The following is a 23776-nucleotide window of genomic DNA, read 5'->3' on the forward strand; positions in this document are numbered from 1 at the left end:
CGTCCAGCTTGGCTTCGCGCCACCTTGCTTGCATGACACGCAACGGATCACAAGACCGTGCCATCCGGCTGGCAAGCCCCGTTCCCGCCCATGCGCTGGAGGATGCGGCCCGGCTGTGGTGGCGACATTTCGGTGGCAGGGGCAGGGCCGGCACCTGCCGCGCCGAACGCGGCGTGGTCGCGCTGGACGATGCGGGGCGCGTGCTGGGCGTTGCGGGGCTGCGCGATGACGGGGGCGGCTTCGTGCCCGATGCGCGGGGCGTGCTGCGGCACCTGTTCAGGCCCGCGCCGCCCACCGCGGATCTGGTCGTGGACGGGATCGCGGTGGCCGAACCGCGGGGCGGCATCGGTCGCCTGCTGCTGGCCGAGGCCGAGGCGCAGGCGCGGCGGCGGGGACGTCCGGGCCTGCGGGTCGAGGTGCGCGCCTCGAACGCGTCGGCGCGGGCCTTCTATGCCGCGACCGGATTTCACGAGGAGACCCGCGGCAGGTTCGGCCTGCCCTGGTGGGGGCAGGTCCTGGTGCTGCGCCGCGAGGCGGCCTAGCCGAAGGCACCCCCGACGCGGCCCAGCAGCATGAAGGCGCGGCCCGAGCGGCTGTCGGCCATGACGGCGATCTGCAGGTCGTCCAGCTCGGGGATCAGCCGCGTCAGAAGCCCGTCGAAATGGCGCAGGAAGTGATGCGCGGTGTCCTTGAACACTTCGTCTCCCTGCATCATCGCGGCGATTTCCTGCAGCGTCTCCTCGTCGTGGATCGCGCCGAGCGATGCGACCGCGCTGCCGCGTTCGCCCGCGGCAAAGCGCCGCCAGGCATCGGCATGGGCCGTGTCGGGCGGCAGGTCGTCCATGTAGATGTCGCGTCCGGCCAGCAGCGTGACGACATCCTGCGCGCTGCGCAGCACGCGGGACTGGGACGGATCGCGCAGGGCCTGACGCAGCGCGTCGATGGCCTCGTGGTCGTCCGGCCCGTCGGGAAAGTTCAGCGCCCGGATCAGGGTCGCGGCATCCACGGCTTCGCCCTGCGGATCGTCCAGCGCCATGACAGGCTGGCGCGGCGGTTCGGGCAGGCGGGAACGCGCGGGGGCGGCGGCGGGCGCATTGCGCGGGGTCGCGGGGGCCACCCCGCCATGCAGGGGCTTCTGCGGCGGTTCGGGGATGCGGTCCCCCGATGCGCGATCCCCGGATACGTGATCTTCGGGGGCATCGCCGCGCATGTCGGCGATGACGGCGCGCAGATCGGCGGCCTCGGCCCGCAGGACGGCGATGCTGCGGGCCAGCGTCACGGCCAGCCAGATCAGCACCAGCGGCAGGGCCACGCCCACCACGGTCATCAGCCTTGCGACGCCGCCGCCGCCGCCTTCGCCGCCCGGCGCCAGCATCCAGAACAGCGCGACGAGGAACAGCCACACGCCCGTCAGCGCATAGCCCACCGAGGTGATGCGATCGCGATGCGAAAGGCTTGCTATCTTGGCGATTACTGACATGGGATCAGACGTAGCGGATCGAGAGGATCTCGTAGCTGCGCTCACCGCCGGGGGTCTTGACCTCGACGCTGTCGCCTTCGTCCTTGCCGATCAGCGCGCGCGCAAGCGGCGAACGCATGTTCAGCAGGCCGCGCTCGATATCGGCCTCGGCCTCGCCCACGATCTGATAGGTGCGTTCCTCGTCGGTATCCTCGTCCACCATGGTGACGGTGGCGCCGAACTTGATGCTGCCCGACAGCTTCTCGGGGTCGAACACCTCGGCCCGCGACAGAAGGCCCTCCAGTTCCTTGATGCGGCCCTCGATGAAGCCCTGCTTTTCGCGGGCTGCATGGTATTCGGCATTCTCGGACAGATCGCCGTGTTCGCGCGCCTCGGCAATGGCGCGGATGACGGCCGGACGTTCCTTGGACTTCAGTTCGGTCAGCTCGCGTTCCAGAGCCTGAAAGCCCTTGCGGGTCATCGGTATCTTATCCATCGCTGCCCTGTCCTTCATGGGATGCGGTTCTTGGTCATCGCCGCCAAGCCAACGCCCCCGCCATCGGGATGGCAGGGGCGTGGTCGGCGTCAGGATTTCATCGTGAACCCAATTCCGCGGCCTTTGCAAGCCTGCTTGGCGGGCAGAACCCCGATCGGCGGATTTCTTCGCGGCGTCACGATTGCCCCGGCGTGAAGCGCAAGCTACCAATTCGTGCAAAGCCAGCCATTACGGGAGGATGCCAGCCGATGACCGAGGACGCCGCGATCGAACGAGAATCCATGGAATACGATGTCGTGATCGTGGGCGCGGGACCTTCGGGCCTGTCCGCGGCGATCAGGCTGAAGCAGATCGACCCGGAAATTGCGGTCGTGGTGCTGGAAAAAGGTTCCGAAGTCGGTGCGCACATCCTGTCGGGCGCGGTGCTGGACCCGTCCGGCCTCGACCGTCTGATCCCCGACTGGAAGGAAAAGGGCGCCCCCCTGAACACCGAGGTGGTGGACGACAACTTCTTCGTGCTGGGCGAAAGCGGGCAGGTCCGCGTGCCGAACTGGCCGATGCCGCCCCTGATGAACAACCACGGCAATTATGTCGTCAGCATGGGCAATGTCTGCCGCTGGATGGCCGAGCAGGCCGAGGAGCTGGGCGTCGAGATCTTCCCGGGCATGGCCGCCAGCCAGCTGGTCTGGGAAGGCGATCGCGTCAAGGGCGTCGTCGCGGGCGAATTCGGTCGCAATCCCGACGGCACCATCGGCGACGGCTATGAGCCCGGGATGGAGCTGCACGGCAAGTATGTCTTCATCGCCGAAGGCGTGCGCGGCAGCCTGTCCAAGGAGATCATCGCGAAGCTGGGCCTGGATGCCGCATCCGAGCCGCAGAAATACGGCATCGGCATGAAGGAGATCTGGGAGGTTTCCCCCGAGAAGTTCAGACAGGGCCGTGTCGTCCACACGATGGGCTGGCCGCTTGGCAAGAACGCGGGCGGCGGCAGCTTCATCTATCACTTCGAGGACAACCAGGTGCTGGTCGGCTTCGTCGTCCACCTGAACTATCGCAACCCGCATCTCTATCCCTACATGGAGTTCCAGCGCTTCAAGCACCACCCGATGGTCGCGGAACTGCTGGAGGGCGGCAAGCGCGTGGCCTATGGCGCGCGTGCCATCAGCGAGGGCGGCTTCCAGTCGCTGCCGCAGCTGTCCTTCGCGGGCGGCGTGCTGCTGGGCTGCAGCGCGGGCATGGTCAACGTGCCGCGCATCAAGGGCAACCACAACGCCATGCATTCGGGCATCGAGGCCGCCGAGACCGCCGCCGCCGCGCTGAAGGCGGGCCGCGAGGGCGACCGGCTGGAGGATTACGACGCCGCGGTCCGCGACGGCGCAGTGGGCACCGACCTGAAGCGCGTGCGCAACGTCAAGCCGATCTGGTCGCGCATGGGCCTGACCGCCAGCCTGATGCTGGGCGGCATCGACATGTGGGTGTCGAACCTGACCGGCTGGAACCCGATGGGCAGCTGGAAGCACGGCAAGACCGATGCCGCGGCCACCGGCAAGGCCGCCGATTTCCCGGTGATCGATTATCCCAAGCCCGACGGCAAGCTGTCCTTCGACCGCCTGACCAACGTGGCCTTCAGCTTCACCAACCACGAGGAAAGCCAGCCCTGCCACCTGAAGCTGCGCGATCCCTCGATCCCGATCGCGGTCAACCTGCCCGAATATGCCGAGCCCGCGCAGCGCTACTGCCCGGCAGGCGTCTACGAGGTGATCGAGGATGCGGGCGGGCCGCGCTTCCAGATCAATTTCCAGAACTGCGTCCACTGCAAGACCTGCGACATCAAGGACCCCAGCCAGAACATCGTCTGGACCACGCCGCAGGGCGGTGACGGGCCGAATTACCCGAATATGTGATGACCTGCATGGCGGGGGGCGTTGCGACCCCCGCCATTCGTGGTCTAGGCTGGTGGCAACGTGAAAGTGACCAGCGGACCCATCCGACGTGAACATCCTGCCCAGCCAGACGCCCCTTGCCGGCCCCATCAAGACCGCGCTGATCGCCATGCTGATGGCGGGCGCGGCCCATGCGCAGGCCCCCGAGGCGCCGGATGCGCAGATGCACCGACCTCAGCCCCGCCCGGAACACGAGGCCCGCGCCCCGCTGACCCACGGTCTGGCCGGTCCCTACCTGGCCGCCCGCCTTGCCACGGTCGAGAACGATTTCAGCGCGGCGGCCGAGTATTTCGCCCGCTCTGCGGATGCGCTGCCCAAGGATGTCTATCTTCAGGACAACGCCATCCTCGCGCTGATCTCGGCCGGGCGGATGGATCGCGCGGCGCAGATCACCGACGATCTGTTCCGTGACGGCAACGAGACCGAGCTTGCGGCTCTCGTGCGCAGGGCGCAGCTGATCCGGGCAGGCGACTGGCAGGGGCTTCTGGCGCTGATCGAGGCGCATCGCGATGCCGATGCGGGCATCAACGACGACCTGATGGACGGGATCGTGCGCGGCTGGGCGCTGCTGGGGGCCGGGCGCGCGCAGGACGCGCTGGCCGCCTTCCAGGCGCTGGCCGACAACCCCTCGTTGGCGCCTGTCGTGAACTATCACCTTGCGCTGGCCCGTGCGCTGGTCGGCGATTACGAAACCGCCGAGACCCTGCTGGACGAGGCCGACGGCCTGGCCGATCTGATGGGGCTGGTCACACGCATCCAGATCCTCGCGCAGCTCGACCGTCGGGACGAGGCGCTGGCCCTGCTGGACAAGGTGCAGGAGATCGAGGCCGAGCCGCAGCTGGTGGCCCTGCGCGATGCGCTGCGCGACGATCAGCCGGTGCCCTTCGACGTGGTGGGCGGCCCCGGCGACGGGATCGCGCATCTGCTGCTGTCCTTCGCCTCGGCGCTGGCCTCCAGCCCCGATCCCGAACCGCTGGCGCTGGTCCATGCGCGCATCGCGTCCTGGCTGGCCCCCGAGGATGCCGAATCCCGCCTGATGGTCGCGCAGCTGCTGCAGGATCGTCAGCAGTTCGACCTGGCCGAGGCCGAATTCGCGGCCGTCCGCAAGATGGGCGAGATGCGCCCCGTGGCCGAGCTGTCGCGCATCGACGCACTGTCGCGTGCCGGTCGCCGGGACGCCGCCGAACAGGCCGCGCTGGCGCTGACCGCCGCCTATCCGCAGCTGTCGCAGGCCTGGATCGCCCTGGGCGACGTCCTGCGCCAGCAGGAGAAGTTCGACAGCGCCGTTCCCGCCTATGACCGCGCGCTGACCATGCTGAAGGACGCCCCCGAAGGCGCGCGCTGGTTCCCCCTCTATGCCCGCGGGATCGCGCTGGAGCGGGCAGGGCAGTTCGACCGGGCCGAGAAGGATCTGCTTGCCGCGCTGGAGATCCGGCCCGATTATGCAAGCTGCCTGAACTATCTTGGCTACAGCTGGATCGACCGGAACGAGAATCTGGATCGTGCGCTGGCGATGATCCAGAAGGCGGTCGAGCTGTCGCCGGGCGACGGCTATATCCTGGATTCGCTGGCTTGGGCCTATTTCCGCATGGGCCGGTATCAGGACGCCGTCGCGCCGATGGAGGCCGCGGTCGCCAGCATGTCCGCCGATCCGCTGGTCAACGATCACCTGGGCGACATCTACTGGAAGGTCGGACGCCACCGCGAGGCCGAGATCCAGTGGCAGCGTGCATTGTCGCTGGAACCGACCGATACGGGCGATGTCGATCCCGACCGCATCCGCGCCAAGCTGGACCGGGGTCTGGATCGCGTGCTGGCCGAGGAAACCGCCCGCGGCGATACCGCGGACGCGCCCCTTCCGGATGCGCAGGACACCGCCGCCGAATGATCCCCGCCCTTGCCGAGGGCGTCGGCGAATTCGCCGACGCCAAGCTGAACCTTGCGCTGCATGTGACGGGCAGGCGGGATGACGGATATCACCTGCTGGATTCGCTGGTCTGCTTCGCCGATGCGGGCGACCGGATCGACCTTGCGCCCGGGCCGCTGTCCCTGACCATCGACGGTCCCTTTGCGGATGGCCTGGCCTCCGACGACAATCTGTGTCTGCGCGCGGCCCGTTCGGTCGGGGCCGAGGTGGCGATCCGCCTGACCAAGAACCTGCCGGTGGCATCGGGCATCGGGGGCGGATCGGCCGATGCGGCAGCCGTCCTGCGCGGGCTGCACCGCATGGGATACCCGCTGCCCGCCAACCCCGAGATCCTGGGGGCGGATGTTCCCGTCTGCATCGCATCGGCACCCGCGCGCATGCAGGGCGTGGGCGAGATCCTGACCCCCGCCCCGCCATTGCCCCCGCTGCACATGGTGCTGGCCAATCCGGGTGTCGCCCTGTCCACGCCGCAGGTCTTCTCTCGGCTGGAAACGCGCGACAACCCGCCCTTGCCGCCCATTCCGCTGATGCCCGACATGGCGGCGCTGATCGCATGGTGCCGGGCCACGCGGAACGACCTGCAGGCCCCCGCGATCAAGGCTGCGCCGGTGATCGCGGATGTGCTGGACGCGCTGACCGCCCAGGGCGCGGGCCTTGCGCGGATGTCGGGATCGGGGGCCACCTGCTTCGGCCTGTTCGACCGCGCGGATCGCGCCAGCGCCGCCGCCGCGACATTGGCGCGCAACGGCTGGTGGGCGGTGGCCTGCCAACTGGCATCCGCGCCCAACGGCGGCTAGACTGCGGGAAACTGCTGAAAAGGGCCTCTCCATGCTTCGTCTGGGCGTCAATATCGATCACGTCGCGACCCTCCGAAATGCGCGGGGGACGCCCTGGCCCGATCCGATGCGTGCGGCCGAACTGGCGCAGGCGGCAGGTGCCGACGGCATCACCGCCCATCTGCGCGAGGATCGTCGCCATATCCGCGACGCCGATATCGAGGCGCTGATGACCGGTCTGACGCTGCCCCTGAACTTCGAGATGGCCGCCACCGCGGAAATGCAGGCCATCGCGCTGCGCCACCGCCCCCATGCAGTCTGCATCGTCCCCGAGAAGCGCGAGGAACGCACGACCGAAGGCGGCCTGGACGTCGCGGGCCAGGAGGATGCGCTGGCCGATTTCATCGCCCCCCTGCGCGATGCGGGCTGCCGCGTGTCGCTGTTCATCGGCCATCAGCCCGAACAGATCCGTGCCAGCGCACGCGTGGGGGCCGCCGTGGTCGAACTGCATACCGGCGCCTATTGCGATCTGGATACCGAAGGGCGGCACGACGAACGCGATGCCGAACTGCAGGCGCTGCAGCAGGGCGCGAAGCTGGCCGCCGACCTGGGGCTGGAGGTCCATGCGGGTCACGGCCTGACCTTCGACACGGTCGGCCCCATTGCCGCGATCCCGCAGCTGGCCGAACTGAATATCGGGCATTTCCTGATCGGGGAATCCGTGTTCCTGGGCCTCGATGGGGCCATCCGCGAGATGCGCCGCCGCATGGACATGGCGCGCGCATGATCCTGGGGATCGGCACCGACCTTGCGAATATCGACCGGATCCAGGGCACGCTGGACCGGTTCGGCGACCGTTTCCGCCACCGCGTCTTCACCGACCGCGAACTGGCCAAGGCCGCCCGCCGCGTCGACGAGGCCGGCACCCTGGCCAAGCGTTGGGCCGCGAAGGAGGCCTGTTCCAAGGCGCTCGGGACGGGGTTGGCCATGGGCATCGCCTGGAAGGACATGTCGGTGTCGAACCTGGCGTCCGGGCAGCCGGTAATGGAACTGACGGGCTGGGCCGCCGACAGGCTGGCCGCGATGACGCCCGCGGGCCACCGCGCGGTGGTCCATGTCACCCTGACCGACGATCACCCCTGGGCGCAGGCCTTCGTCGTGATCGAGGCCCTGCCGATGGCGGGTCCAGACGCTTGACTTTGTCCCGTTCGCGGGACCATGAACGCCCGACCGGGGCCGTTGGGCCCCTGCGATTGCAAAGGATCACGCGGAATGGCCGAAAGCGCAGCTCCGAAGAAAAAGGACGGCATCTGGGAGACGATCAAGACGATCTTCTGGGCGCTCGTCATCGCCGGCATCTTCCGCACCCTGTTCTTCCAGCCCTTCTGGATTCCCTCGGGGTCGATGAAGGACACGCTGCTGATCGGCGACTTCCTGTTCGTGAACAAGATGGCCTACGGCTATTCGGCGCATAGCTGCCCGTTCTCGGCCTGCCCGATCTCGGGGCGGATCCTGGGTTCCGAACCCGAGCGCGGCGACGTGGTGGTGTTCCGCCACCCCGTGCGCAATGTCGATTTCATCAAGCGCGTCATCGGCCTGCCGGGCGATACCGTGCAGATGCGCGGCGGCCGCCTGTTCCTGAACGGCGAAGAGGTTCCGACCACCCCCGCCGGCGATTTCGTCGAGACCAAGGAACAGCAGGGCCCCCAAGGCCTGATTCCGCGCTGCGCCAACGAACCCGTGGCCGCGGGTGGCGACTGCATCAAGCCCCGCACCACCGAGAACCTACCCGGCGGTCACAGCCATGACGTGCTGAACATCACCGATGGCTGGGTGGCCGACGACACGCCGACCTATACCGTGCCCCAAGGCCATTACTTCTTCATGGGCGACAACCGCGACAATTCCGAGGATTCGCGCTTTCCCCCGGAAATCGGCGGGCTGGGCTTCGTCCCCGACGAATACCTGATCGGCCGTGCCGACCGGATCATGTTCTCCTCGGCCGGTCGCTCGCTTCTCTATTTCTGGACCTGGCGTCCCGATCGTTTCTTCAAGGCGGTGAATTGACCCCATCTGCTGACATACGCGCCTTCATGACCCGGCTGGGTCATGAATTCTCCCGACCCGAACTGCTGGTGCGGGCGCTGACCCACGGCTCGATCGCCTCGGCCACGCGGCCCGACAACCAGCGGCTGGAATTCCTGGGCGACCGGGTCCTGGGCCTGATCATGTCCGAGGCCCTGTTCGACGCCGATGCCGAGGCGAGCGAGGGCCAGCTGGCCCCCCGCTTCAACGCGCTGGTCAAGGGCGAGACCTGCGCCGCCGTCGCCCGCGAGATCGGGCTGGGCGATGTCCTGAAGCTGGGGCGTTCGGAAATGCTGTCGGGCGGGCGTCGCAAGGATGCGCTGCTGGCCGACGGGATGGAGGCCGTGCTGGCCGCCATCTATCTGGATGCGGGGCTGGACGCCGCGCGCCGGGTCGTCCTGCGCCTTTGGAAAAAGCGCCTGTCGAACGTCGCCGAGGATTCGCGCGACGCCAAGACCGCGCTGCAGGAATGGGCCCAGGCACAGGGCATGCCGCCCCCGTCATACGAACAGACCGACCGCAGCGGCCCCGACCATGCGCCGGTCTTCCACATCACCGTCAGCCTTGCCGATGGCCGCCAGGCCGAGGCCAGGGGCGCGGGCACCAAGCGCAGCATCGAACAATCGGCGGCCAAGGCGCTGCTGGAACGTCTGGAAGGACAGCCATGACCGACGAAACCCAAACCCGCGCGGGCTTCGTCGCGCTGATCGGCGAACCCAATGCCGGCAAATCCACCCTGCTGAACCAGATGGTCGGCGCCAAGGTGTCGATCGTGACGCACAAGGTCCAGACCACCCGCGCCCGCATCCGCGGCATCGCGATGGAGGGCGACAGCCAGATCGTCTTCGTGGACACGCCGGGCATCTTCCGCCCGCGCCGCCGCCTGGATCGCAGCATGGTCGCCGCCGCATGGGGCGGGGCCTCCGATGCCGATCTGGTCCTGTTCCTGATCGAGGCGCATCGCGGCCTGACCGAAGGCGCGATGGCCATCATTGAGCAGCTGAAGGAGAGCGCGCATGGGCGCCCCGTCGCGCTGATCATCAACAAGATCGACCGCGTGAAGGCCGAGAGCCTGCTGGCCCTGTCGGCCAAGGCGAACGAGGCATTCCCCTTTGCCGAGACCTTCATGATCTCGGCCGAGAAGGGTTACGGCACTGCCGAGCTGCGTGCATGGCTGGCAGCGGGGTTGCCGGTCAGCCCGTGGCTCTATCCCGAGGATCAGATCGCCGATCTGCCCATGCGCATGATCGCTGCCGAGATCACCCGCGAGAAGCTGACCCTGCGCCTGCACGAGGAAATCCCCTATCAGCTGACGGTCGAGACCGAGCAGTGGGAGGAGAAGAAGGACGGCAGCGCGCGGGTCGAGCAGGTCGTCTATGTCATGCGTCCGGGTCACAAGGGCATCGTGCTGGGCAAGGGTGGCGAGACGATCAAGGCCGTGGGCCAGGCCGCGCGGGTCGAGATGGAAGAGTTCATGGGCCGCCGCGTCCACCTGTTCCTGCAGGTCCGCGTCCGCGAGAACTGGCTGAACGAATCCGAACGCTATGACGAGATGGGGCTGAACTTCCGCGACGGCGATGGCTGAGGCACGGCTGGCCTCGGGCCTCTGGGTCGGGGCCTATCTGACGCGGCTGGGGCTGGCCGACATCCCCGCCTATGTCATGGCGCGCGGCGACGATACGGCCGGCGCCATCGCGGTCAAATGCGCCCATCTGGACGGGCGCGCGACGCTGTGGCGGCGGGAATGGGACTTCGAGACCGATACCCGCCCCTGGGTCGCCACCGATACCGGCCCCGAGCCCGATATCGACGCGGCCATCGCCCGCGCATGTTCGACCGACCCCGATCTGTGGGTGATCGAGATCGAGAGCCGCACGGGCGCGACCCTGCTGGACCAGGAGGGGCTGTTCTAAGCCTCTGGCGCGGTGCGAGACTGCGGAATATGCAATGCCCATGAGCAGCGCACCCGATCCCCAGACCGATTCGCCCATAGGCCTCGTCTATGCCCTTTCCGCCTATCTGAGCTGGGGGGCGCTTCCCATCTACATGAAGGCGCTGTCGGACGTGCCCGCGCCCGAGATCATCGCCCATCGCGTGATCTGGTCGCTGCCCATCGCGGCGGCGGTGCTGATCTGGCAGGGACGGCAGGACCAGGTGATGGCCGCCCTGCGCCAGCCGCGCCTGCTGGCCATGGCCGCGCTGACGGCGATCCTGATCTCGGCCAACTGGCTGATCTATGTCTGGGCGATCACGCATGACCATGCGCTGGACGCGGCGTTCGGATATTACATCAACCCGCTTTTCAGCGTGCTTCTGGGCGCGCTGGTCCTGAAGGAAAAGCTGTCGCGCGGGCAGCTTCTGGCCATCGGCCTTGCGGCGGCAGCGGTGGTGATCCTGACGGTGCAGGCGGGGCGCCTGCCGCTGGTCGCCATCGGGCTGACGCTGACCTGGGGGATCTATGCCTATTGCAAGAAGCGCCTGCCGCTCGGGCCGAACCAGGGCTTCACGCTGGAGGTGCTGCTGCTTCTGCCGCTGGCGGTGATCTATCTGGGTTGGACGGGCGCGACGGGCCGGGGACTGTCCTACGATGCGGGCACATGGGCGCTGTTGCTGGGCTGCGGGCCGGTGACGGCCATTCCGCTGCTGTTCTATGCCAACGGGGCCAAGCTGATCCGGCTGTCCACCATCGGCATCCTGCAATACGTCACGCCCACGCTGATCTTCCTCTGCGCCGTGATCCTGTTCGGCGAACCCTTCGAGGGGGCGCGCCTGATCGCCTTCCCGATGATCTGGGCGGCGCTGGCGATCTATACCGCGACGCTGCTGCGCCAAGCGGGCCAGCGGCGTCGCGACCGCCGTCTTGCCACGACGCGCCGGATGCAGTGATCTGGCATCTTCGCGGCGTTTTCCGCATCCTGCCGTGACGGGCAAGGGGACCAGCTGATGGAGTGGCAGGCACAGGGCACGGTGATCGCGCGCCGGACGCATGGCGAAACCGCGGTGATCATTGACGTGCTGACCGCCGAACACGGACGCCATGCGGGCGTCGTTCCGGGCGGTGCGTCATCGAAACGCGCGGCGATGCTGCAGCCGGGCACGCGGCTGGATCTGCGCTGGCGGGCGCGGCAATCCGATCAGCTGGGCAATTTCTCGGTCGAGCCGGTCAGGATGCGGTCGGCGCTGATGTCGGACCCTGCGGGGCTGGCGGGGCTGAACGCCATCTGCGCGCTGCTGGTCTTCGCGCTGCCCGAACGCGATCCGCATCCCGCGCTTGCAACCCGAACCGAGACGCTGCTGGACGCGATCGATTCCGGCAATCCCGACTGGCCCGCCGGATACCTGCTGTGGGAAATGGCGCTTCTGGACGAGATGGGCTTCGGGCTGGACCTGTCCGCCTGTGCCGTCACGGGGTCCGCGACGGGGCTGGCCTTCGTCAGCCCGCGTTCGGGGCGGGCGGTGTCGCGTCAGGGGGCCGGGAACTGGGCGCCGCGGCTTCTGCCCCTGCCGCCCCTGATGGGGGGCGAGGGGCCGGGACGCGGTCGCGACCTGGCCGAGGGGTTGGCCCTGACGGGGCATTTCCTCGGCGCGCGCCTGGCCGAGGAACTGGTGGGCAGACCATTGCCCGCCGCGCGCGGTCGCCTGGTCGGGCGGCTGACCCGCGCCGCGGGCTGAGCCGGATTACTCGTTGCCGCGTGCGGCCGACAGTGCGTCGGTCACCTGATCGGCGGGACGGCCGCTTTCGAAGATCAGCCAGGTCGGGCCCTTGATCTTCAGGACGCCGCCGTAGAACTCGATCTCGTTGGCGTTCTGCAGGGCCTCGAAGTAACGCTGCTCGACCGCGATGTCCTTGCAATCGGTCACGCCGCTGGTCTGCAGCGGCTCGAATGCGACGGCGGGCAGGGGCACGGTGTTCTTGGCGGCATAGCCGTTGCACGGACCGCGGCCCGAAACGCCTTCGGGGCGCAGGGTCAGCGTGATGTTGCGCAGCGGAACGGTGCCGTTGCCGATGCCGACCAGCACGTAGTCGTTGGCGGGAAGGCCGCCCATCGGGTCACCGGCCGGTTCCGAGGAACAGGCGGCAAGCGTCAGCGCGGCGGCACCGAGCGCGGCGAGGGACAGCTTGCTGCGCATCTGGGAAACGGGTCGGGACATGGCAAAACTCCTTGGCGGAAAGCGGACCGGAACGGATTATACGCAAACACATACCCGATCCAGCCCGATCCCGTACTATCCGAGCAGGCGGCGCGCGATGACCTGTGCCTGAATCTCGGCCGCGCCCTCGAAGATGTTCAGGATTCGCGCATCGCACAGCACGCGGCTGATCTGATATTCCAGCGCGAAACCGTTGCCACCGTGGATTTGCAGCGCATTGTCGGCCGCCGACCATGCCACGCGGGCACCCAGCAGCTTGGCCATCCCGGCCTCGAGGTCGCAGCGGCGGTCGTGATCTTTCTGCCACGCGCTAAAATAAGTGAGCTGCCGTGCGATCATGATTTCGACAGCCATCATGGCCAGCTTGTCGGCCACGCGGGGGAATTCGACCAGCGGCTTGCCGAACTGCTTGCGGTCCAGCGCGTATCGCAGCCCCAGTTCCAGCGCGTTCTGCGCCACGCCGATGGCGCGCGCGGCGGTCTGGATGCGCGCGGATTCGAAGGTCTGCATCAGCTGCTTGAAGCCCTGACCCGTCTGCCCGCCCAACAGGTTCGCGCCCGCCACGCGGAAGCCGTCGAAGCCCAGCTCGTATTCCTTCATCCCGCGGTAACCCAGGACCTCGATCTCGCCCCCGGTCATGCCGGGGGTGGGGAAGGGGTCGGCATCCGTGCCCGGCGTCTTTTCGGCGATGAACATCGACAGGCCGCGATAATCGGTGGTGTCCGGATCGGTGCGGGCCAGCAGCGTCATGACATGGGTGCGGGCCGCATGGGTGATCCAGGTCTTGTTGCCGGTCACGACCCAGTCGTCGCCGTCGCGCACCGCGCGGGTGCGCAAGGACCCCAGATCGCTACCGGTATTGGGTTCGGTGAAGACCGCCGTGGGCAGGGTCTCTCCGCTGGCAAGGCGCGGAAGCCAATGCGCCTTCTGCGCATCGGTGCCGCCACACAGGATCAGCTCGGCCGCGATCTCGCTTCGTGTGCCAAGGCTGCCCACGCCGATATAGCCGCGCGACAGTTCCTCGGAGACGACGACCATCGCGGCCTTGGACATGCCCAGGCCGCCGAATTCCTCGGGGATGGTCAGGCCGAAGACGCCCAGCTCGGCCAGCTCCTCGATGATCTCCATCGGGATCAGCTCGTCCTTCAGGTGCCAGCCATGGGCGTGGGGGGCGACCTTGTCGTCGCTCCAGCGGCGGAACTGGTCGCGGATCATCTCCAGATCCTCGTCGAGGCCCGACGCCCCGAAGGTCGCAGACCCCTGGGCATCCGCGATCAGGCGCGCAAGCTCGGCCCGTGCGGCGGGGGTGTTCCCGCGCATTAGCTCTCGTGCCGCATCCGATGGCGTCCAATCCACGCCCAGATCCGACAGGCGGGCGAATTCGGTCTGGCTCATGGGGATGCCGGTGGCGATCTGGGTCAGGTATTCGCCCATGCCGATGCGGGCGATCAGATCCTCGACCGGGCCCGAGACGCGGGCGGACCACGCATGCAGCTGGCGGATCGATTCGACATAGGTGGCCAGCCAGGACAGCGCATGGGCCGCATGCTGATGCATCTCCAGCGCCTGCGGATCGGGTTTGCCCGAAGGTGCGACCAGCGCCCGCAGCGCATCGGTCGCGCGGGTCTGCAGGTCGTCAAGCTCGGCCAGGACGGCTTCGGACCGGTGCTGCATGTCTTTCATGGCTTCCCCCCCATTGCGGCGTTGCAGCATGAGTAGCGTCTTTGAATCGTGTGCGCAACAATTATGCGCAGAAACGACATTCGGTGATCTAAAATGTCGCAGCGGATTTGTGCCTCTGCATGGCTTTTCCTTTGCGTTGGGCGGGACTAGCGTGCGCACATGTTCGGACTTGATCCTTGGCAAATCGTCGCGGCCCTCGGGGTCACCCTGTTCGCGGGTTTCGTGAAGGGGGCCATCGGGTTTGCGATGCCGATGATCATGATCTCGGTCTTCGGATCGATCATGCCCGCCACCACGGCCCTGGCCGCGATGATCCTGCCGACGCTGTTCTCGAACGTCCAGCAGGCGCTGCGCGACGGGGTGCCCGCCGCCACGGCATCGATCCGCAGGTTCCGGCTGCATATCGCCATGGTGGCGATCTTCATCTGCGTCTCGGCGGGTTTCGCCAATATCATCCCGCAATGGCTGATGTATGCGATCCTGGGCGTGCCGATCACCTTGTTCGCGCTGTGGCAGCTGTCGGGCCGCCCCATGACCATGAGCCTGCACCACCGCAAGCGGGCCGAGGCCGTGTCGGGCGTGATCGGGGGCCTTTACGGCGGGATCTCGGGGATCTGGGGGCCGCCGCTGATCGTCTATCTTCTGTCCATCGGGATCGAGAAGAAGGAGCAGGTCCGCGTGCAGGGCGTGGTCTTCCTGATCGGCGCGGTGGTGCTGACGGTCGCGCATCTGTTCTCCGGGGTGCTGAATGCGCAGACGGTGCCCCTGTCGGCGGTGCTGTGCATTCCGGGCTTCGTCGGGATGAAGCTGGGCTTCGCCTTGCAGGATCGCCTGAACATGGGGCAGTTTCGCCGCTGGACCCTGGTCCTGCTGATCCTGACCGGGCTGAACCTTATCCGCCGCGCCCTTGAAATCTGGAGCCTTTGATGACCGATCCCGCCGACCTGACCGCCCGCCTGATCCGATGCCCCTCGGTCACGCCCGCCGCGCACGAGGCGCTGGAGCTGCTGGAGGGCATGCTGGCCGATGCGGGCTTCGAATGCCACCGGACGGATCGCAACGGAACGCCGAACCTGTTCGCGCGATGGGGCGCGAAGGGTGCGAAGACCATCGGGTTCAACGGTCATGTGGACGTGGTGCCGACCGGCGATCCGGCATCCTGGACGCATCCGCCCTTCTCGGGGCATCTGGACGAGGATGGCATCATCTGGGGCCGCGGGGCCACGGACATGAAATCGGGGGTCGCGGCCTTCGTGGCCGCCGCCATCGATTTCGTCCGCGACACGCCCCCCGACGGCGCGATCATCCTGACCATCACCGGCGACGAGGAAGGCCCGTCCAAGGACGGCACGCCCGCGCTGCTGGACTGGATGGATGCGAATGGCGAACGCATGGACGCCTGCATCGTGGGTGAGCCCTCGAACCCCGAGGTGATGGGCGAGATGATGAAGATCGGGCGGCGCGGCTCGATGACCTTCAGGATCCGTGCCAAGGGCAAGCAGGGGCACGCGGCCTATCCGCACAAGGCTAACAACCCGCTGCACGCCCTGACGCGGTTCCTGTTCGAACTGACATCCGAACCGCTGGATAATGGAACGGATCATTTCGACCCCTCGGGGCTGCAGGTCACCTCGATCGATTGCGGCAATCCCGCGTCGAACGTCATTCCGGAACTGGCAAGCGCGGTGGTCAACATCCGCTTCAACGACCTGCATACGGGCGCGTCCCTGACCGAGCGGCTGCAGGCCCATGCCGACCGCATCACGCAACAGACCGGCGTCCGGATTGACCTGCAGGCCGACATCTCGGGCGAGGCGTTCCTGACCGCGCCCGGCCCCTTCGTGGACATGATCCGCGAGGTTGTCACGCAGGAAACGAACCGCCAGCCGGTCATGTCCACGACCGGTGGCACGTCGGACGCGCGCTATGTCAAGAACCACTGCCCGGTGGTGGAATTCGGGCTGGTCGGCCAGTTCATGCACCAGGTCGACGAACGCGTGCCCGCCGCGCAGGTGCATCAGCTCAAGACGATCTATCAGCGGATGCTTGAGAGGTTCTTCGCATGAGAATCGCCGAAACCGACGACCTTGCCGCCTGCCACATGCTGCGCCGCGCGGTCTTCATCGAGGAGCAGAACGTCCCCGAGGCCGAGGAGATGGACGACCTGGACGACCGGGCGATTCACCTGCTGGGGCAGGACGACGATGGCCCCTGGGGGACGGCGCGGCTGTTCGTCCAGGGCGATACCGGCAAGATCGGGCGCGTCTGCGTCCTGCCCCGGATGCGGGGCACGGGGGCGGGGGCTGTGCTGATGCGGGCGGCGCTGGATGCCCTGCGCGCAAGGCCGGGGGTTGTGCGCGCCAAGCTCAGTTCCCAAGTCCATGCCATCGGCTTTTACGAGAAACTGGGATTTGCAGCCCATGGCCCGGTTTACGACGACGCCGGCATTCCCCATCGTGACATGAGCCGCGAACTCTGACAACGCAGGACGCGTTGGCGACTTATGACAAGGCAGACGCGATGAAGACCATTCCCAGCAAGGCGCAGATCCTCGAATGGGTGAACCAGCACCCCGAGGCCAATTCCAAGCGCGACATCGCCAAGGCCTTCGGCATCAAGGGCGCCGCGCGGATCGAGCTGAAGCGCCTGCTCAAGGAACTGGAATCCGAGGGCCGGATGGAGCGTCGCCGCAGGCATTACCTGGATGCCGAGAAGCTGCCCCCCGTCACGGTGCTGGAACTGCTGGCCCCCGACGGGTCGGGCGACCTGTTCGCCAAGCCCATCGAATGGCGGGGCGACGCGCCTGCGCCCCGCATCCTCTTTGCCCCGCGCGAGGCGGATCCCGCGCTTGGCCGCGGCGACCGTTTCCTCGGCCGCCTGATCGAGGTCGCGGGCGAGGATCACGAATACCAGGCCCGCCTGATCCGCCGCATCACCGCCAGCCCCAACCGCATCACCGGCATCTTCCGCAAGGAAACGCAGGGCGGGCGCATCGTGCCCGTGGACAAGGGGCAGGACCGCGAATGGCGCGTGCGCGAGGATGCGACCCAGCATGCCGAGGATGGCGAGCTGGTGCAGGCCGAGCAGATCGGTCCGCGCGGCCGCATGGGCGTCCCCTGGGCGCGCATCACCGACCGGTTGGGCGATGCATCGGCCCCCCGCGCCGTCAGCCTGATCGCCATTCACCAGCACGGCATTCCCGACGAATTCCCCGACGCCGTCCTGCGCGAGGCCGAGGCCGCCAGGCCCGCCCCGGAAAAGGGCCGCGACGATCTGCGCGATCTGCCGCTGGTCACGATCGACCCGTCCGATGCGCGCGACCACGACGATGCGGTCGCCGCCCAGATCGAGGAGGATGGCGGCGCGACCATCTGGGTCGCCATCGCCGATGTCGCCCATTACGTCCGCCCGAACAGCGCGCTGGACCGCGAGGCGTGGAAGCGCGGCAATTCCAGCTATTTCCCCGACCGTGTCGTGCCGATGCTGCCAGAGGCGCTGTCGGCCGATCTGTGTTCGCTGCACGAGGGCGTGGACCGCGCCGTCATCGCCGTCAGGATGCGGCTGGATGCGCAGGGCAACAAGATCAGCCAGCGTTTCCATCGCGGGATCATGAACAGCCGCGCCAGCCTTGCCTATGAACAGGCGCAGGCCGGGGCGGACGGCAATCCCGACGAACAGACCGAACCGCTGATGGACAGCGTGATCCGTCCGCTGTGGCATGCCTACGGCCTGCTGCGGGACGCCCGCGCCCGCCGTCAGCCGCTGGAACTGGACCTGCCCGAACGCCGGATCGAGCTGACCCCCGAGGGCCGGGTGAAATCGGTCAGTTTCCGTGACCGTCTGGATGCCCACAAGCTGATCGAGGAGTTCATGGTGCTGGCCAACGTGGCCGCCGCCGAGGAGCTGTCCAGGCGGGGCAAGCCGCTTCTGTTCCGCGTCCACGAGGAACCCAGCCTCGACAAGATGGACGCGCTGCGCGAGGTGGCGCAGGCATCGGGCTTTACCCTGGCCAAGGGGCAGGTGCTGCAGACCAGCCATCTGAACCGTCTGCTAGGTCAGGCCGAGGGCACCGATTTCGACGAGCTGATCAACATCAGCACGCTGCGGTCGATGACGCAGGCCTATTACCATCCCGACAATTACGGGCATTTCGGGCTGGCGCTGAAAAGCTATGCGCATTTCACCTCGCCCATCCGCCGCTATGCCGACCTCGTGGTGCACCGGGCGCTGATCTCGGGGCATGGCTGGGGCAAGGACGGGCTGGACCCCGACCAGATCGAGCGTCTGCCCGAGACCGCCAAGCATATCAGCGAGACCGAGCGCCGGTCGATGACGGCCGAACGCGACACGACCGACCGATACCTCGCGGCCTATCTGGCCGACCGGGTGGGGGCCGAGATGACGGGCCGCATCAGCGGCATCCAGAAATTCGGCGCCTTCGTGAAGCTGGATGACAGCGGCGCGGACGGCCTGCTGCCGATCCGCACCATCGGGCGCGAATATTTCCACTTCGACCCCGATGCGCAGACGCTGATCGGCGCGGATACGGGGCTGCAGATCGGCATCGGCCAGCGCGTCACCGTGCGCCTGACCGAGGCGATCCCGATGACCGGCGGGTTGACGCTGGAACTGCTGGAGCTGGAGGGGAACACCCTGCCGCGCGGCCCCCAGAAGGGGCGTCGCGGGGGACCGGCGGGGCGGGTGTCCACCAAGGCCCGCCTGGCCGAGGTCAAGCGCGCGACCAAGCGCCGCCGCAAGCGTTGAGGATGGTGGCCGGGGGCGCAAACCCCCGGCGACCCGTCAGATCAGCAGCAGGATGCCCCCGATCACCACGCCGGTGATCAGCAGCTGCACGACGCAGAAGCCCATGATGTCGCGTGCCTTCAGCCCGGCGATCCCCAGCATCGGCAGCGCCCAGAAGGGTTGCAGCAGGTTCGTCCAGGCATCGCCCCATGCGACCCCCATCGCGACGCGCGCGGCATCCGCGCCAAGCGCCTCGGCCGCGGGCAGCATCACCGGCGCCTGCACCGCCCATTGCCCGCCGCCCGATGGCACGAAGACGTTCACGATGCCCGCGCTGATGAAGCTCCAGAAGGGCAGGGTTTCCGCGGTCGAGATGGACACGAACCATTCCGACATGGAGGCGGCCAGCCCGCTCTGGATCATGATCGCCATGATGCCCGCATAGAAGGGGAACTGGATCACGATCCCCGCGCCCCCGCGCATGGCGTCGTCCAGCGCATTCAGCATGCTGCGCGGGCTGCCATGCAGGACGATGCCCAGGAACAGGAACAGGAAGTTCACGACGTTCAGGTTCAGCGCCCCGCCGCCCGTGAAGTGCAGCAGCAGCCACAGCAGGCCGGGGATGCCGATCAGATACATCAGCAGGGGGCTGTTCTCCAGCCGCTCGGCCGGGGTCATGGCCGTGGTGCGGGCGGGTGTCTCGCGTTCGGCCAGGGTGTCGGGATCGACCAGGACCTCCTCGGCGGTGTCGGGCAGCATGGCGCGGTTGACCAGCGGCATGACCACGAACAGCGCCACCACGATCGCCAGGTTCCAGCCCGAGAAGATCGTCTGCGAGGTCGGGATCACCCCGATCTGGCTCTCGGTGAAATGGCCCGGCGTGGCGATGGTCAGCGGGATCGAACCTGCAAGCCCCCCGTGCCAGACCACGAAGCCGGAATAGGCGGCGGCGACCAGAAGCCGGTAATCGACGCGGATCTGGCGCGCCAGCTCCTTGGCGAAGATCGCGCCGACGACCAGCCCGAAGCCCCAGTTGATCCAGCTTGCGGCCAGCGACACCAGCGACACCAGCAGGATCGCCCCGCCCCGGCTGCGCGCAAGGCCCGCCATCCGGGCCAGCAGCCTGCGAACGGGCGGCGAGGATGCGAGGATGTAGCCCGTGACCAGCACCAGCAGCATCTGCATCGCGAATTGCAGCAGTTCCCAGAAGCCGCCGCCCCAGATCCGCGCCAGCTCGACCGGGCCGGTGCCCTGGGTCAGCATGGCGGCCGCGGCCGCGATCAGGGTCAGAACGACCACGAAGATGAAGGGGTCGGGCAGCCATCGCTCCATCAGGCGCGTGGCGGGACGCGACAATATCCTCAGCATGTTTTTCCTCCTCGGTTGCCGGGCGAAGGCTGCGGCAACCGAAGGGGGATGGCAAGCGGATCAGCTTTCGCGGAAGGCCCTGTTGAAGTAATCGGCCAGCGGCTTGACCAGATAGGCCATGGGGCTGCGTTCGCCCGTCTGGATATAGACCTCGACCGGCATGCCGGGGACCAGCGCCAGATCGCCCAGCTTGGCCATCTGGTCCTGCGGGATCGACACCTCGGCCCGGTAATAGGGCACCTGCGTGGCCTCGTCGATCAGCGCATCTGCCGAGATGCGTTCCAGCTGGCCGTCGATCTCGGGCGTGGTCCGCGACGAGAAGGCCGAGAAGCGCAGCACCACCGGCTGGCCGGGCTGCACCTCGTCCACGTTGATCGTGGCGACGCGCGCGCCGATCACCAGCGGGCGGTCCTGCGGGATGATGTACAGGATCGGGTCCGCCGCACGCACGACCGCGCGGGGGGTCGTGACCTGCAGGTTGTAGACGATGCCCGATGCGGGGGCGCGGATCTCCAGCCGGCTGATCTGCTCGATCAGGCTGCGGCGGCGTTCGGCCAGCTCCAGCTCGCGATAGCCGAGATCGCGCAGCTCGGTCTCGGCCACCTCGCGGCGTTCCGCGTTCAGGCCAAGGCGCTGGATCTCGATCTCGGTCTTGCGGATCTCGGCCGAGGCGCGACTGGCCTGCAGCGAACCCAGTTCGCCGTCCATGCGCGCGGCCTCGCGTTCCAGGGCCAGCACGCGGGATGCCTGCGCAAGGCCGCGATCTAGCAGGCTCTGCTGATCGGCCAGTTCGCGCCCGATCAGTTCGCGCTGCGTGGCCAGCGCCTCGATCTGCGCGTCGACGCCCTTCACCTCGCTGTCAATCTGCTCGGACTGCTTTTCCAGCTGGTCCAGCGATTGGCGCAGCGTATCCAGACGCGTCGCGAACAGGCTGGTCTGACCGTCGATCAGGTCGCGCAGTTCCTGCGAATCCGCGGATGCCTCGGTCAGTTCCTCGGGGAAGGTGATGGTTTCGGCATCGCCGCGTTCCGCCTCGAGTCTGCCGCGCCGGGCGAGGATCTCGAAATACTGGCCCTCGACGATGGCAAGCTCGGTCTGCAGCAGGTTGCCGTCCAGCGCGATCAGCAGGTCGCCCGCCTCGACGCTGGTGCCGTCCTTGACCGCGATGGTCTCGACCACGCCGCCATCCAGATGCTGGACGACCTGGCGCTGCTGCTCGACCTCGACCTGGCCGCTGGCGACGACCGCCCCCGAGATGTTGGTGACGACCGCCCAGGCGACGAAACCGCCGACCAGCAGCGTTACGGCAAGAATGCCCGCGACGATGGGGCCGCGGACCGGCCAGCGTTCCTCGGTCATGCGACACCGCCTTTCTTGCCGGCTTCCTTCGCCTGAAGGATCTGGGCCGAGTTCTGGACCATCTGCTTGAGAACCTCGTCACGCGGGCCGAAGGCGCGGCGGATGCCGGCCTCCAGCACCAGCAGGGTGTCGCATTCGTTGATGGCGGCGGGGCGGTGCGCCATGATGACGACCGCGCCGCCCTGGGATTTCACGCGGCGGATCGCACGGTTCAGCGCCTCGGAGCCCTGGTTGTCCAGGTTCGAGTTCGGCTCGTCCAGGACCAGCAGCACCGGATCGGGATAGAGCGCGCGGGCAAGGCCGATGCGCTGGATCTGGCCCCCGGCCAGGCGGCCCACGGTCTGGCTGATCCGGGTGTCGTAGCCCTGCGGCAGATCCAGGATCATCTCGTGCGCGGCGGCGGCGCGGGCGGCGGCCACGACGCGTTCGGGATCGGGCTGTTCGGCCAGGCGGGCGATGTTTTCCGCGATCGTGCCGTCGAACAGCGTGACCTGCTGGGGAAGATAGCCGATCAGGCTGCCCAGCACGTCGGGCTGATACTGGTCCAGCGTCGCGCCGCCCAGCCGGATATGGCCCGAACCGGGCCGCCATGCGCCGATCAGCGCGCGGGCCAGGGTGGATTTGCCCGCACCCGAGGGGCCGATGACGCCGATGGCCGTGCCCGGATCGACATGGAAGCTGACGCCGCGCAGGGTCGCGGTCTGATCGCCCGGAGGCGCGACGGACAGGTTGCGCACGTCGATCCGCGCCTCGGGGCGGGGCAGGGGCGTGCGCGGCTGTTCGGGGGGCTGCTGGGACAGAAGCGCCGCCAGGCGCTTCCATCCGTCCTGCGCCGCCTGAACGTTGGGCCAGCCGCCGACCAGCTGATCCACGGGGGCCAGCGCGCGGCCCATCAGGATGGAGCTGGCGATCATCGCGCCCGGCGTCAGCTGCTGCTGCAGCACCAGCCAGGCACCCGTGGCCAGCATGGCGCTTTGCAGGAACAGCCGGAAGGTCCGCGAAAAGACGGTGAAGCCCGAGGACAGGTCGCCCGCGCGCACGCTGCTGTCCTGCGCCTGCGACCGCGACCTGCGCCAGCGGCCATAGGTCGCCCCGCGCATCCCCAGGGCGCCGATCACCTCGCCCTCGTCGCGATACAGGTCGGCCATGCGCTGCGCCTGCGAATTGGCCCCGTTGGACTGCTGCAGCGGCGTCTTGGTCAGCACCCGGTTCGCGATGGTCGAGACGACCAGGATCAGCCCGCCGGCCGTCGCGACCACGCCCAGAAGCGGATGGAAGATGTAGACCGCGCCCAGGAACAGCGGTGCCCAGGGCAGGTCGAAGAAGGCCAGCATCACCGGCGATCCGATCAGGCGCTGCACGGAATCCAGGTCGCGCAGCCCGCTGGCCGTGGCCAGATGCTCGTTGCCCTGCCGCGATCCTTCGGCCAGGGCGGCCTGGAAGACGCGCCCCTCCATCCGGTCCTGGAATCGGGCCGCGATGCGCTGCATGACGCGGTTGCGGATCACGTCCACCCCGCCCATCAGCAGGAACAGGAACATGACCAGCACGAACAGTGCGGTCAACGTCTCGACCGACCGCGAGGCCAGGACGCGATCATAGACCTGCAGCATGAACAGCGGCCCGGTCAGCATCAGCAGGTTCACCACCGCCGAAAATATCGCCACCGCCAGGAAAAGCTTCCATCCGGTCGCGCGCGCTTGGCGCAGTTCCTTGTCCCCGTCATGTGGGGTGGGTCTTTGGGCCATCGTCCGTCCAGTTCCGTCCGGGCCCCGACCTGCGGGG

At 67.8% G+C, this 23776-nt stretch carries 23 protein-coding genes; 16 read left to right on the forward strand and 7 right to left on the reverse strand.

Going from position 1 to position 23776, the window contains the following annotated elements:
- The first annotated feature begins 32 nt into the window (after nt 1-32).
- On the forward strand, nt 33-542 hold the full coding sequence (locus KO490_RS04820) for an N-acetyltransferase (protein ID WP_216018262.1): 510 nt from the start codon (nt 33-35) through the stop codon (nt 540-542).
- On the opposite strand, the gene KO490_RS04825 is transcribed toward KO490_RS04820, so the two are convergent.
- The gene (locus KO490_RS04825; RefSeq protein ID WP_216018263.1) at nt 539-1480 is read right to left on the reverse strand and encodes a hypothetical protein; all 942 of its coding nucleotides are present in this window, start codon (nt 1478-1480) and stop codon (nt 539-541) included. The genes KO490_RS04820 and KO490_RS04825 overlap by 4 nt on opposite strands.
- Nucleotides 1481-1484: 4 nt before the next feature.
- Nucleotides 1485-1955: a transcription elongation factor GreA gene (gene greA, locus KO490_RS04830; protein WP_216018264.1), complete on the reverse strand. Its 471-nt coding sequence runs from the start codon at nt 1953-1955 to the stop codon at nt 1485-1487.
- A 248-nt stretch (nt 1956-2203) separates the two neighbouring features.
- Between greA and KO490_RS04835 the strand changes: the two genes are divergently transcribed.
- From KO490_RS04835 to recO, 11 genes are all read left to right on the forward strand, one after another.
- Nucleotides 2204-3859, forward strand: a complete 1656-nt coding sequence (locus KO490_RS04835; RefSeq protein WP_216018265.1) for an electron transfer flavoprotein-ubiquinone oxidoreductase — start codon at nt 2204-2206, stop codon at nt 3857-3859.
- A gap of 88 nt (nt 3860-3947) precedes the next feature.
- Complete coding sequence (locus KO490_RS04840; protein ID WP_303462835.1) at nt 3948-5786, forward strand: tetratricopeptide repeat protein; 1839 nt, start codon at nt 3948-3950, stop codon at nt 5784-5786.
- The gene (locus tag KO490_RS04845) at nt 5783-6622 is read left to right on the forward strand and encodes a 4-(cytidine 5'-diphospho)-2-C-methyl-D-erythritol kinase (RefSeq protein ID WP_216018266.1); all 840 of its coding nucleotides are present in this window, start codon (nt 5783-5785) and stop codon (nt 6620-6622) included. The genes KO490_RS04840 and KO490_RS04845 overlap by 4 nt, the downstream gene beginning before the upstream one ends.
- A gap of 31 nt (nt 6623-6653) precedes the next feature.
- Nucleotides 6654-7388: a pyridoxine 5'-phosphate synthase gene (locus KO490_RS04850; RefSeq protein ID WP_216018267.1), complete on the forward strand. Its 735-nt coding sequence runs from the start codon at nt 6654-6656 to the stop codon at nt 7386-7388.
- Complete coding sequence (gene acpS / locus KO490_RS04855) at nt 7385-7798, forward strand: holo-ACP synthase (protein WP_216018268.1); 414 nt, start codon at nt 7385-7387, stop codon at nt 7796-7798. Before KO490_RS04850 ends, acpS begins: the two co-directional genes overlap by 4 nt.
- A gap of 75 nt (nt 7799-7873) precedes the next feature.
- Nucleotides 7874-8668, forward strand: coding sequence for a signal peptidase I (lepB, locus tag KO490_RS04860; protein ID WP_216018269.1), 795 nt, complete (start codon nt 7874-7876; stop codon nt 8666-8668).
- Nucleotides 8665-9354, forward strand: coding sequence for a ribonuclease III (gene rnc / locus KO490_RS04865; protein WP_216018270.1), 690 nt, complete (start codon nt 8665-8667; stop codon nt 9352-9354). Before lepB ends, rnc begins: the two co-directional genes overlap by 4 nt.
- Nucleotides 9351-10271, forward strand: a complete 921-nt coding sequence (gene era / locus KO490_RS04870) for a GTPase Era (RefSeq protein WP_216018271.1) — start codon at nt 9351-9353, stop codon at nt 10269-10271. Before rnc ends, era begins: the two co-directional genes overlap by 4 nt.
- The gene (locus KO490_RS04875) at nt 10264-10599 is read left to right on the forward strand and encodes a DUF1491 family protein (RefSeq protein WP_216018272.1); all 336 of its coding nucleotides are present in this window, start codon (nt 10264-10266) and stop codon (nt 10597-10599) included. Before era ends, KO490_RS04875 begins: the two co-directional genes overlap by 8 nt.
- A gap of 40 nt (nt 10600-10639) precedes the next feature.
- A complete protein-coding gene (gene rarD, locus KO490_RS04880; protein ID WP_216018273.1) occupies nt 10640-11572 on the forward strand; it encodes an EamA family transporter RarD in 933 nt (310 codons plus the stop codon).
- 54 nt (nt 11573-11626) lie between these two features.
- Nucleotides 11627-12358, forward strand: coding sequence for a DNA repair protein RecO (gene recO / locus KO490_RS04885; protein ID WP_216018448.1), 732 nt, complete (start codon nt 11627-11629; stop codon nt 12356-12358).
- Nucleotides 12359-12364: 6 nt separating this feature from the next.
- Here the strand turns inward: recO and KO490_RS04890 are convergent, their stop codons facing one another.
- Nucleotides 12365-12838, reverse strand: coding sequence for an META domain-containing protein (locus tag KO490_RS04890; RefSeq protein ID WP_216018274.1), 474 nt, complete (start codon nt 12836-12838; stop codon nt 12365-12367).
- Nucleotides 12839-12913: 75 nt separating this feature from the next.
- Nucleotides 12914-14521 (reverse strand): acyl-CoA dehydrogenase family protein, encoded by a 1608-nt coding sequence (locus KO490_RS04895; protein ID WP_371822268.1) that lies wholly within the window; start codon nt 14519-14521, stop codon nt 12914-12916.
- Nucleotides 14522-14680: 159 nt separating this feature from the next.
- Between KO490_RS04895 and KO490_RS04900 the strand changes: the two genes are divergently transcribed.
- Genes KO490_RS04900 through rnr form a run of 4 tightly spaced genes read left to right on the forward strand, consistent with a single transcriptional unit; the run spans nt 14681 to nt 19285 of the window.
- Nucleotides 14681-15448, forward strand: coding sequence for a sulfite exporter TauE/SafE family protein (locus tag KO490_RS04900; protein WP_216018276.1), 768 nt, complete (start codon nt 14681-14683; stop codon nt 15446-15448).
- On the forward strand, nt 15448-16587 hold the full coding sequence (dapE, locus tag KO490_RS04905) for a succinyl-diaminopimelate desuccinylase (RefSeq protein ID WP_216018277.1): 1140 nt from the start codon (nt 15448-15450) through the stop codon (nt 16585-16587). The genes KO490_RS04900 and dapE overlap by 1 nt, the downstream gene beginning before the upstream one ends.
- On the forward strand, nt 16584-17000 hold the full coding sequence (locus tag KO490_RS04910; protein WP_216018278.1) for a GNAT family N-acetyltransferase: 417 nt from the start codon (nt 16584-16586) through the stop codon (nt 16998-17000). The genes dapE and KO490_RS04910 overlap by 4 nt, the downstream gene beginning before the upstream one ends.
- A gap of 41 nt (nt 17001-17041) precedes the next feature.
- On the forward strand, nt 17042-19285 hold the full coding sequence (gene rnr / locus KO490_RS04915; protein WP_216018279.1) for a ribonuclease R: 2244 nt from the start codon (nt 17042-17044) through the stop codon (nt 19283-19285).
- Nucleotides 19286-19321: 36 nt separating this feature from the next.
- On the opposite strand, the gene KO490_RS04920 is transcribed toward rnr, so the two are convergent.
- Genes KO490_RS04920 through KO490_RS04930 form a run of 3 tightly spaced genes read right to left on the reverse strand, consistent with a single transcriptional unit; the run spans nt 19322 to nt 23739 of the window.
- Entirely contained in the window at nt 19322-20632 is a 1311-nt protein-coding gene (locus KO490_RS04920) for a short-chain fatty acid transporter (RefSeq protein ID WP_216018280.1), read from the reverse strand.
- A gap of 60 nt (nt 20633-20692) precedes the next feature.
- Nucleotides 20693-21991, reverse strand: coding sequence for an HlyD family type I secretion periplasmic adaptor subunit (locus KO490_RS04925; protein WP_216018281.1), 1299 nt, complete (start codon nt 21989-21991; stop codon nt 20693-20695).
- Nucleotides 21988-23739: a type I secretion system permease/ATPase gene (locus KO490_RS04930; protein ID WP_216018282.1), complete on the reverse strand. Its 1752-nt coding sequence runs from the start codon at nt 23737-23739 to the stop codon at nt 21988-21990. The genes KO490_RS04925 and KO490_RS04930 overlap by 4 nt, the downstream gene beginning before the upstream one ends.
- Between the last annotated feature and the right edge of the window lie 37 nt (nt 23740-23776).

Source organism: Paracoccus sp. C2R09, from assembly GCF_018860625.1.
Classification (GTDB): Bacteria; Pseudomonadota; Alphaproteobacteria; order Rhodobacterales; family Rhodobacteraceae; genus Paracoccus.

Bases quoted from the DNA above. Each gene is read 5' to 3' on its own strand.
- KO490_RS04820 (WP_216018262.1), top strand. From the start codon at position 33: ATGACACGCAACGGATCACAAGACCGTGCCATCCGGCTGGCAAGCCCC.
- KO490_RS04825 (WP_216018263.1), bottom strand. From the start codon at position 1,480: ATGTCAGTAATCGCCAAGATAGCAAGCCTTTCGCATCGCGATCGCATC.
- greA (WP_216018264.1), bottom strand. From the start codon at position 1,955: ATGGATAAGATACCGATGACCCGCAAGGGCTTTCAGGCTCTGGAACGC.
- KO490_RS04835 (WP_216018265.1), top strand. From the start codon at position 2,204: ATGACCGAGGACGCCGCGATCGAACGAGAATCCATGGAATACGATGTC.
- KO490_RS04845 (WP_216018266.1), top strand. From the start codon at position 5,783: ATGATCCCCGCCCTTGCCGAGGGCGTCGGCGAATTCGCCGACGCCAAG.
- KO490_RS04850 (WP_216018267.1), top strand. From the start codon at position 6,654: ATGCTTCGTCTGGGCGTCAATATCGATCACGTCGCGACCCTCCGAAAT.
- acpS (WP_216018268.1), top strand. From the start codon at position 7,385: ATGATCCTGGGGATCGGCACCGACCTTGCGAATATCGACCGGATCCAG.
- lepB (WP_216018269.1), top strand. From the start codon at position 7,874: ATGGCCGAAAGCGCAGCTCCGAAGAAAAAGGACGGCATCTGGGAGACG.
- era (WP_216018271.1), top strand. From the start codon at position 9,351: ATGACCGACGAAACCCAAACCCGCGCGGGCTTCGTCGCGCTGATCGGC.
- KO490_RS04875 (WP_216018272.1), top strand. From the start codon at position 10,264: ATGGCTGAGGCACGGCTGGCCTCGGGCCTCTGGGTCGGGGCCTATCTG.
- rarD (WP_216018273.1), top strand. From the start codon at position 10,640: ATGAGCAGCGCACCCGATCCCCAGACCGATTCGCCCATAGGCCTCGTC.
- KO490_RS04890 (WP_216018274.1), bottom strand. From the start codon at position 12,838: ATGTCCCGACCCGTTTCCCAGATGCGCAGCAAGCTGTCCCTCGCCGCG.
- KO490_RS04895 (WP_371822268.1), bottom strand. From the start codon at position 14,521: ATGAAAGACATGCAGCACCGGTCCGAAGCCGTCCTGGCCGAGCTTGAC.
- KO490_RS04900 (WP_216018276.1), top strand. From the start codon at position 14,681: ATGTTCGGACTTGATCCTTGGCAAATCGTCGCGGCCCTCGGGGTCACC.
- dapE (WP_216018277.1), top strand. From the start codon at position 15,448: ATGACCGATCCCGCCGACCTGACCGCCCGCCTGATCCGATGCCCCTCG.
- KO490_RS04910 (WP_216018278.1), top strand. From the start codon at position 16,584: ATGAGAATCGCCGAAACCGACGACCTTGCCGCCTGCCACATGCTGCGC.
- rnr (WP_216018279.1), top strand. From the start codon at position 17,042: ATGAAGACCATTCCCAGCAAGGCGCAGATCCTCGAATGGGTGAACCAG.
- KO490_RS04920 (WP_216018280.1), bottom strand. From the start codon at position 20,632: ATGCTGAGGATATTGTCGCGTCCCGCCACGCGCCTGATGGAGCGATGG.
- KO490_RS04925 (WP_216018281.1), bottom strand. From the start codon at position 21,991: ATGACCGAGGAACGCTGGCCGGTCCGCGGCCCCATCGTCGCGGGCATT.
- KO490_RS04930 (WP_216018282.1), bottom strand. From the start codon at position 23,739: ATGGCCCAAAGACCCACCCCACATGACGGGGACAAGGAACTGCGCCAA.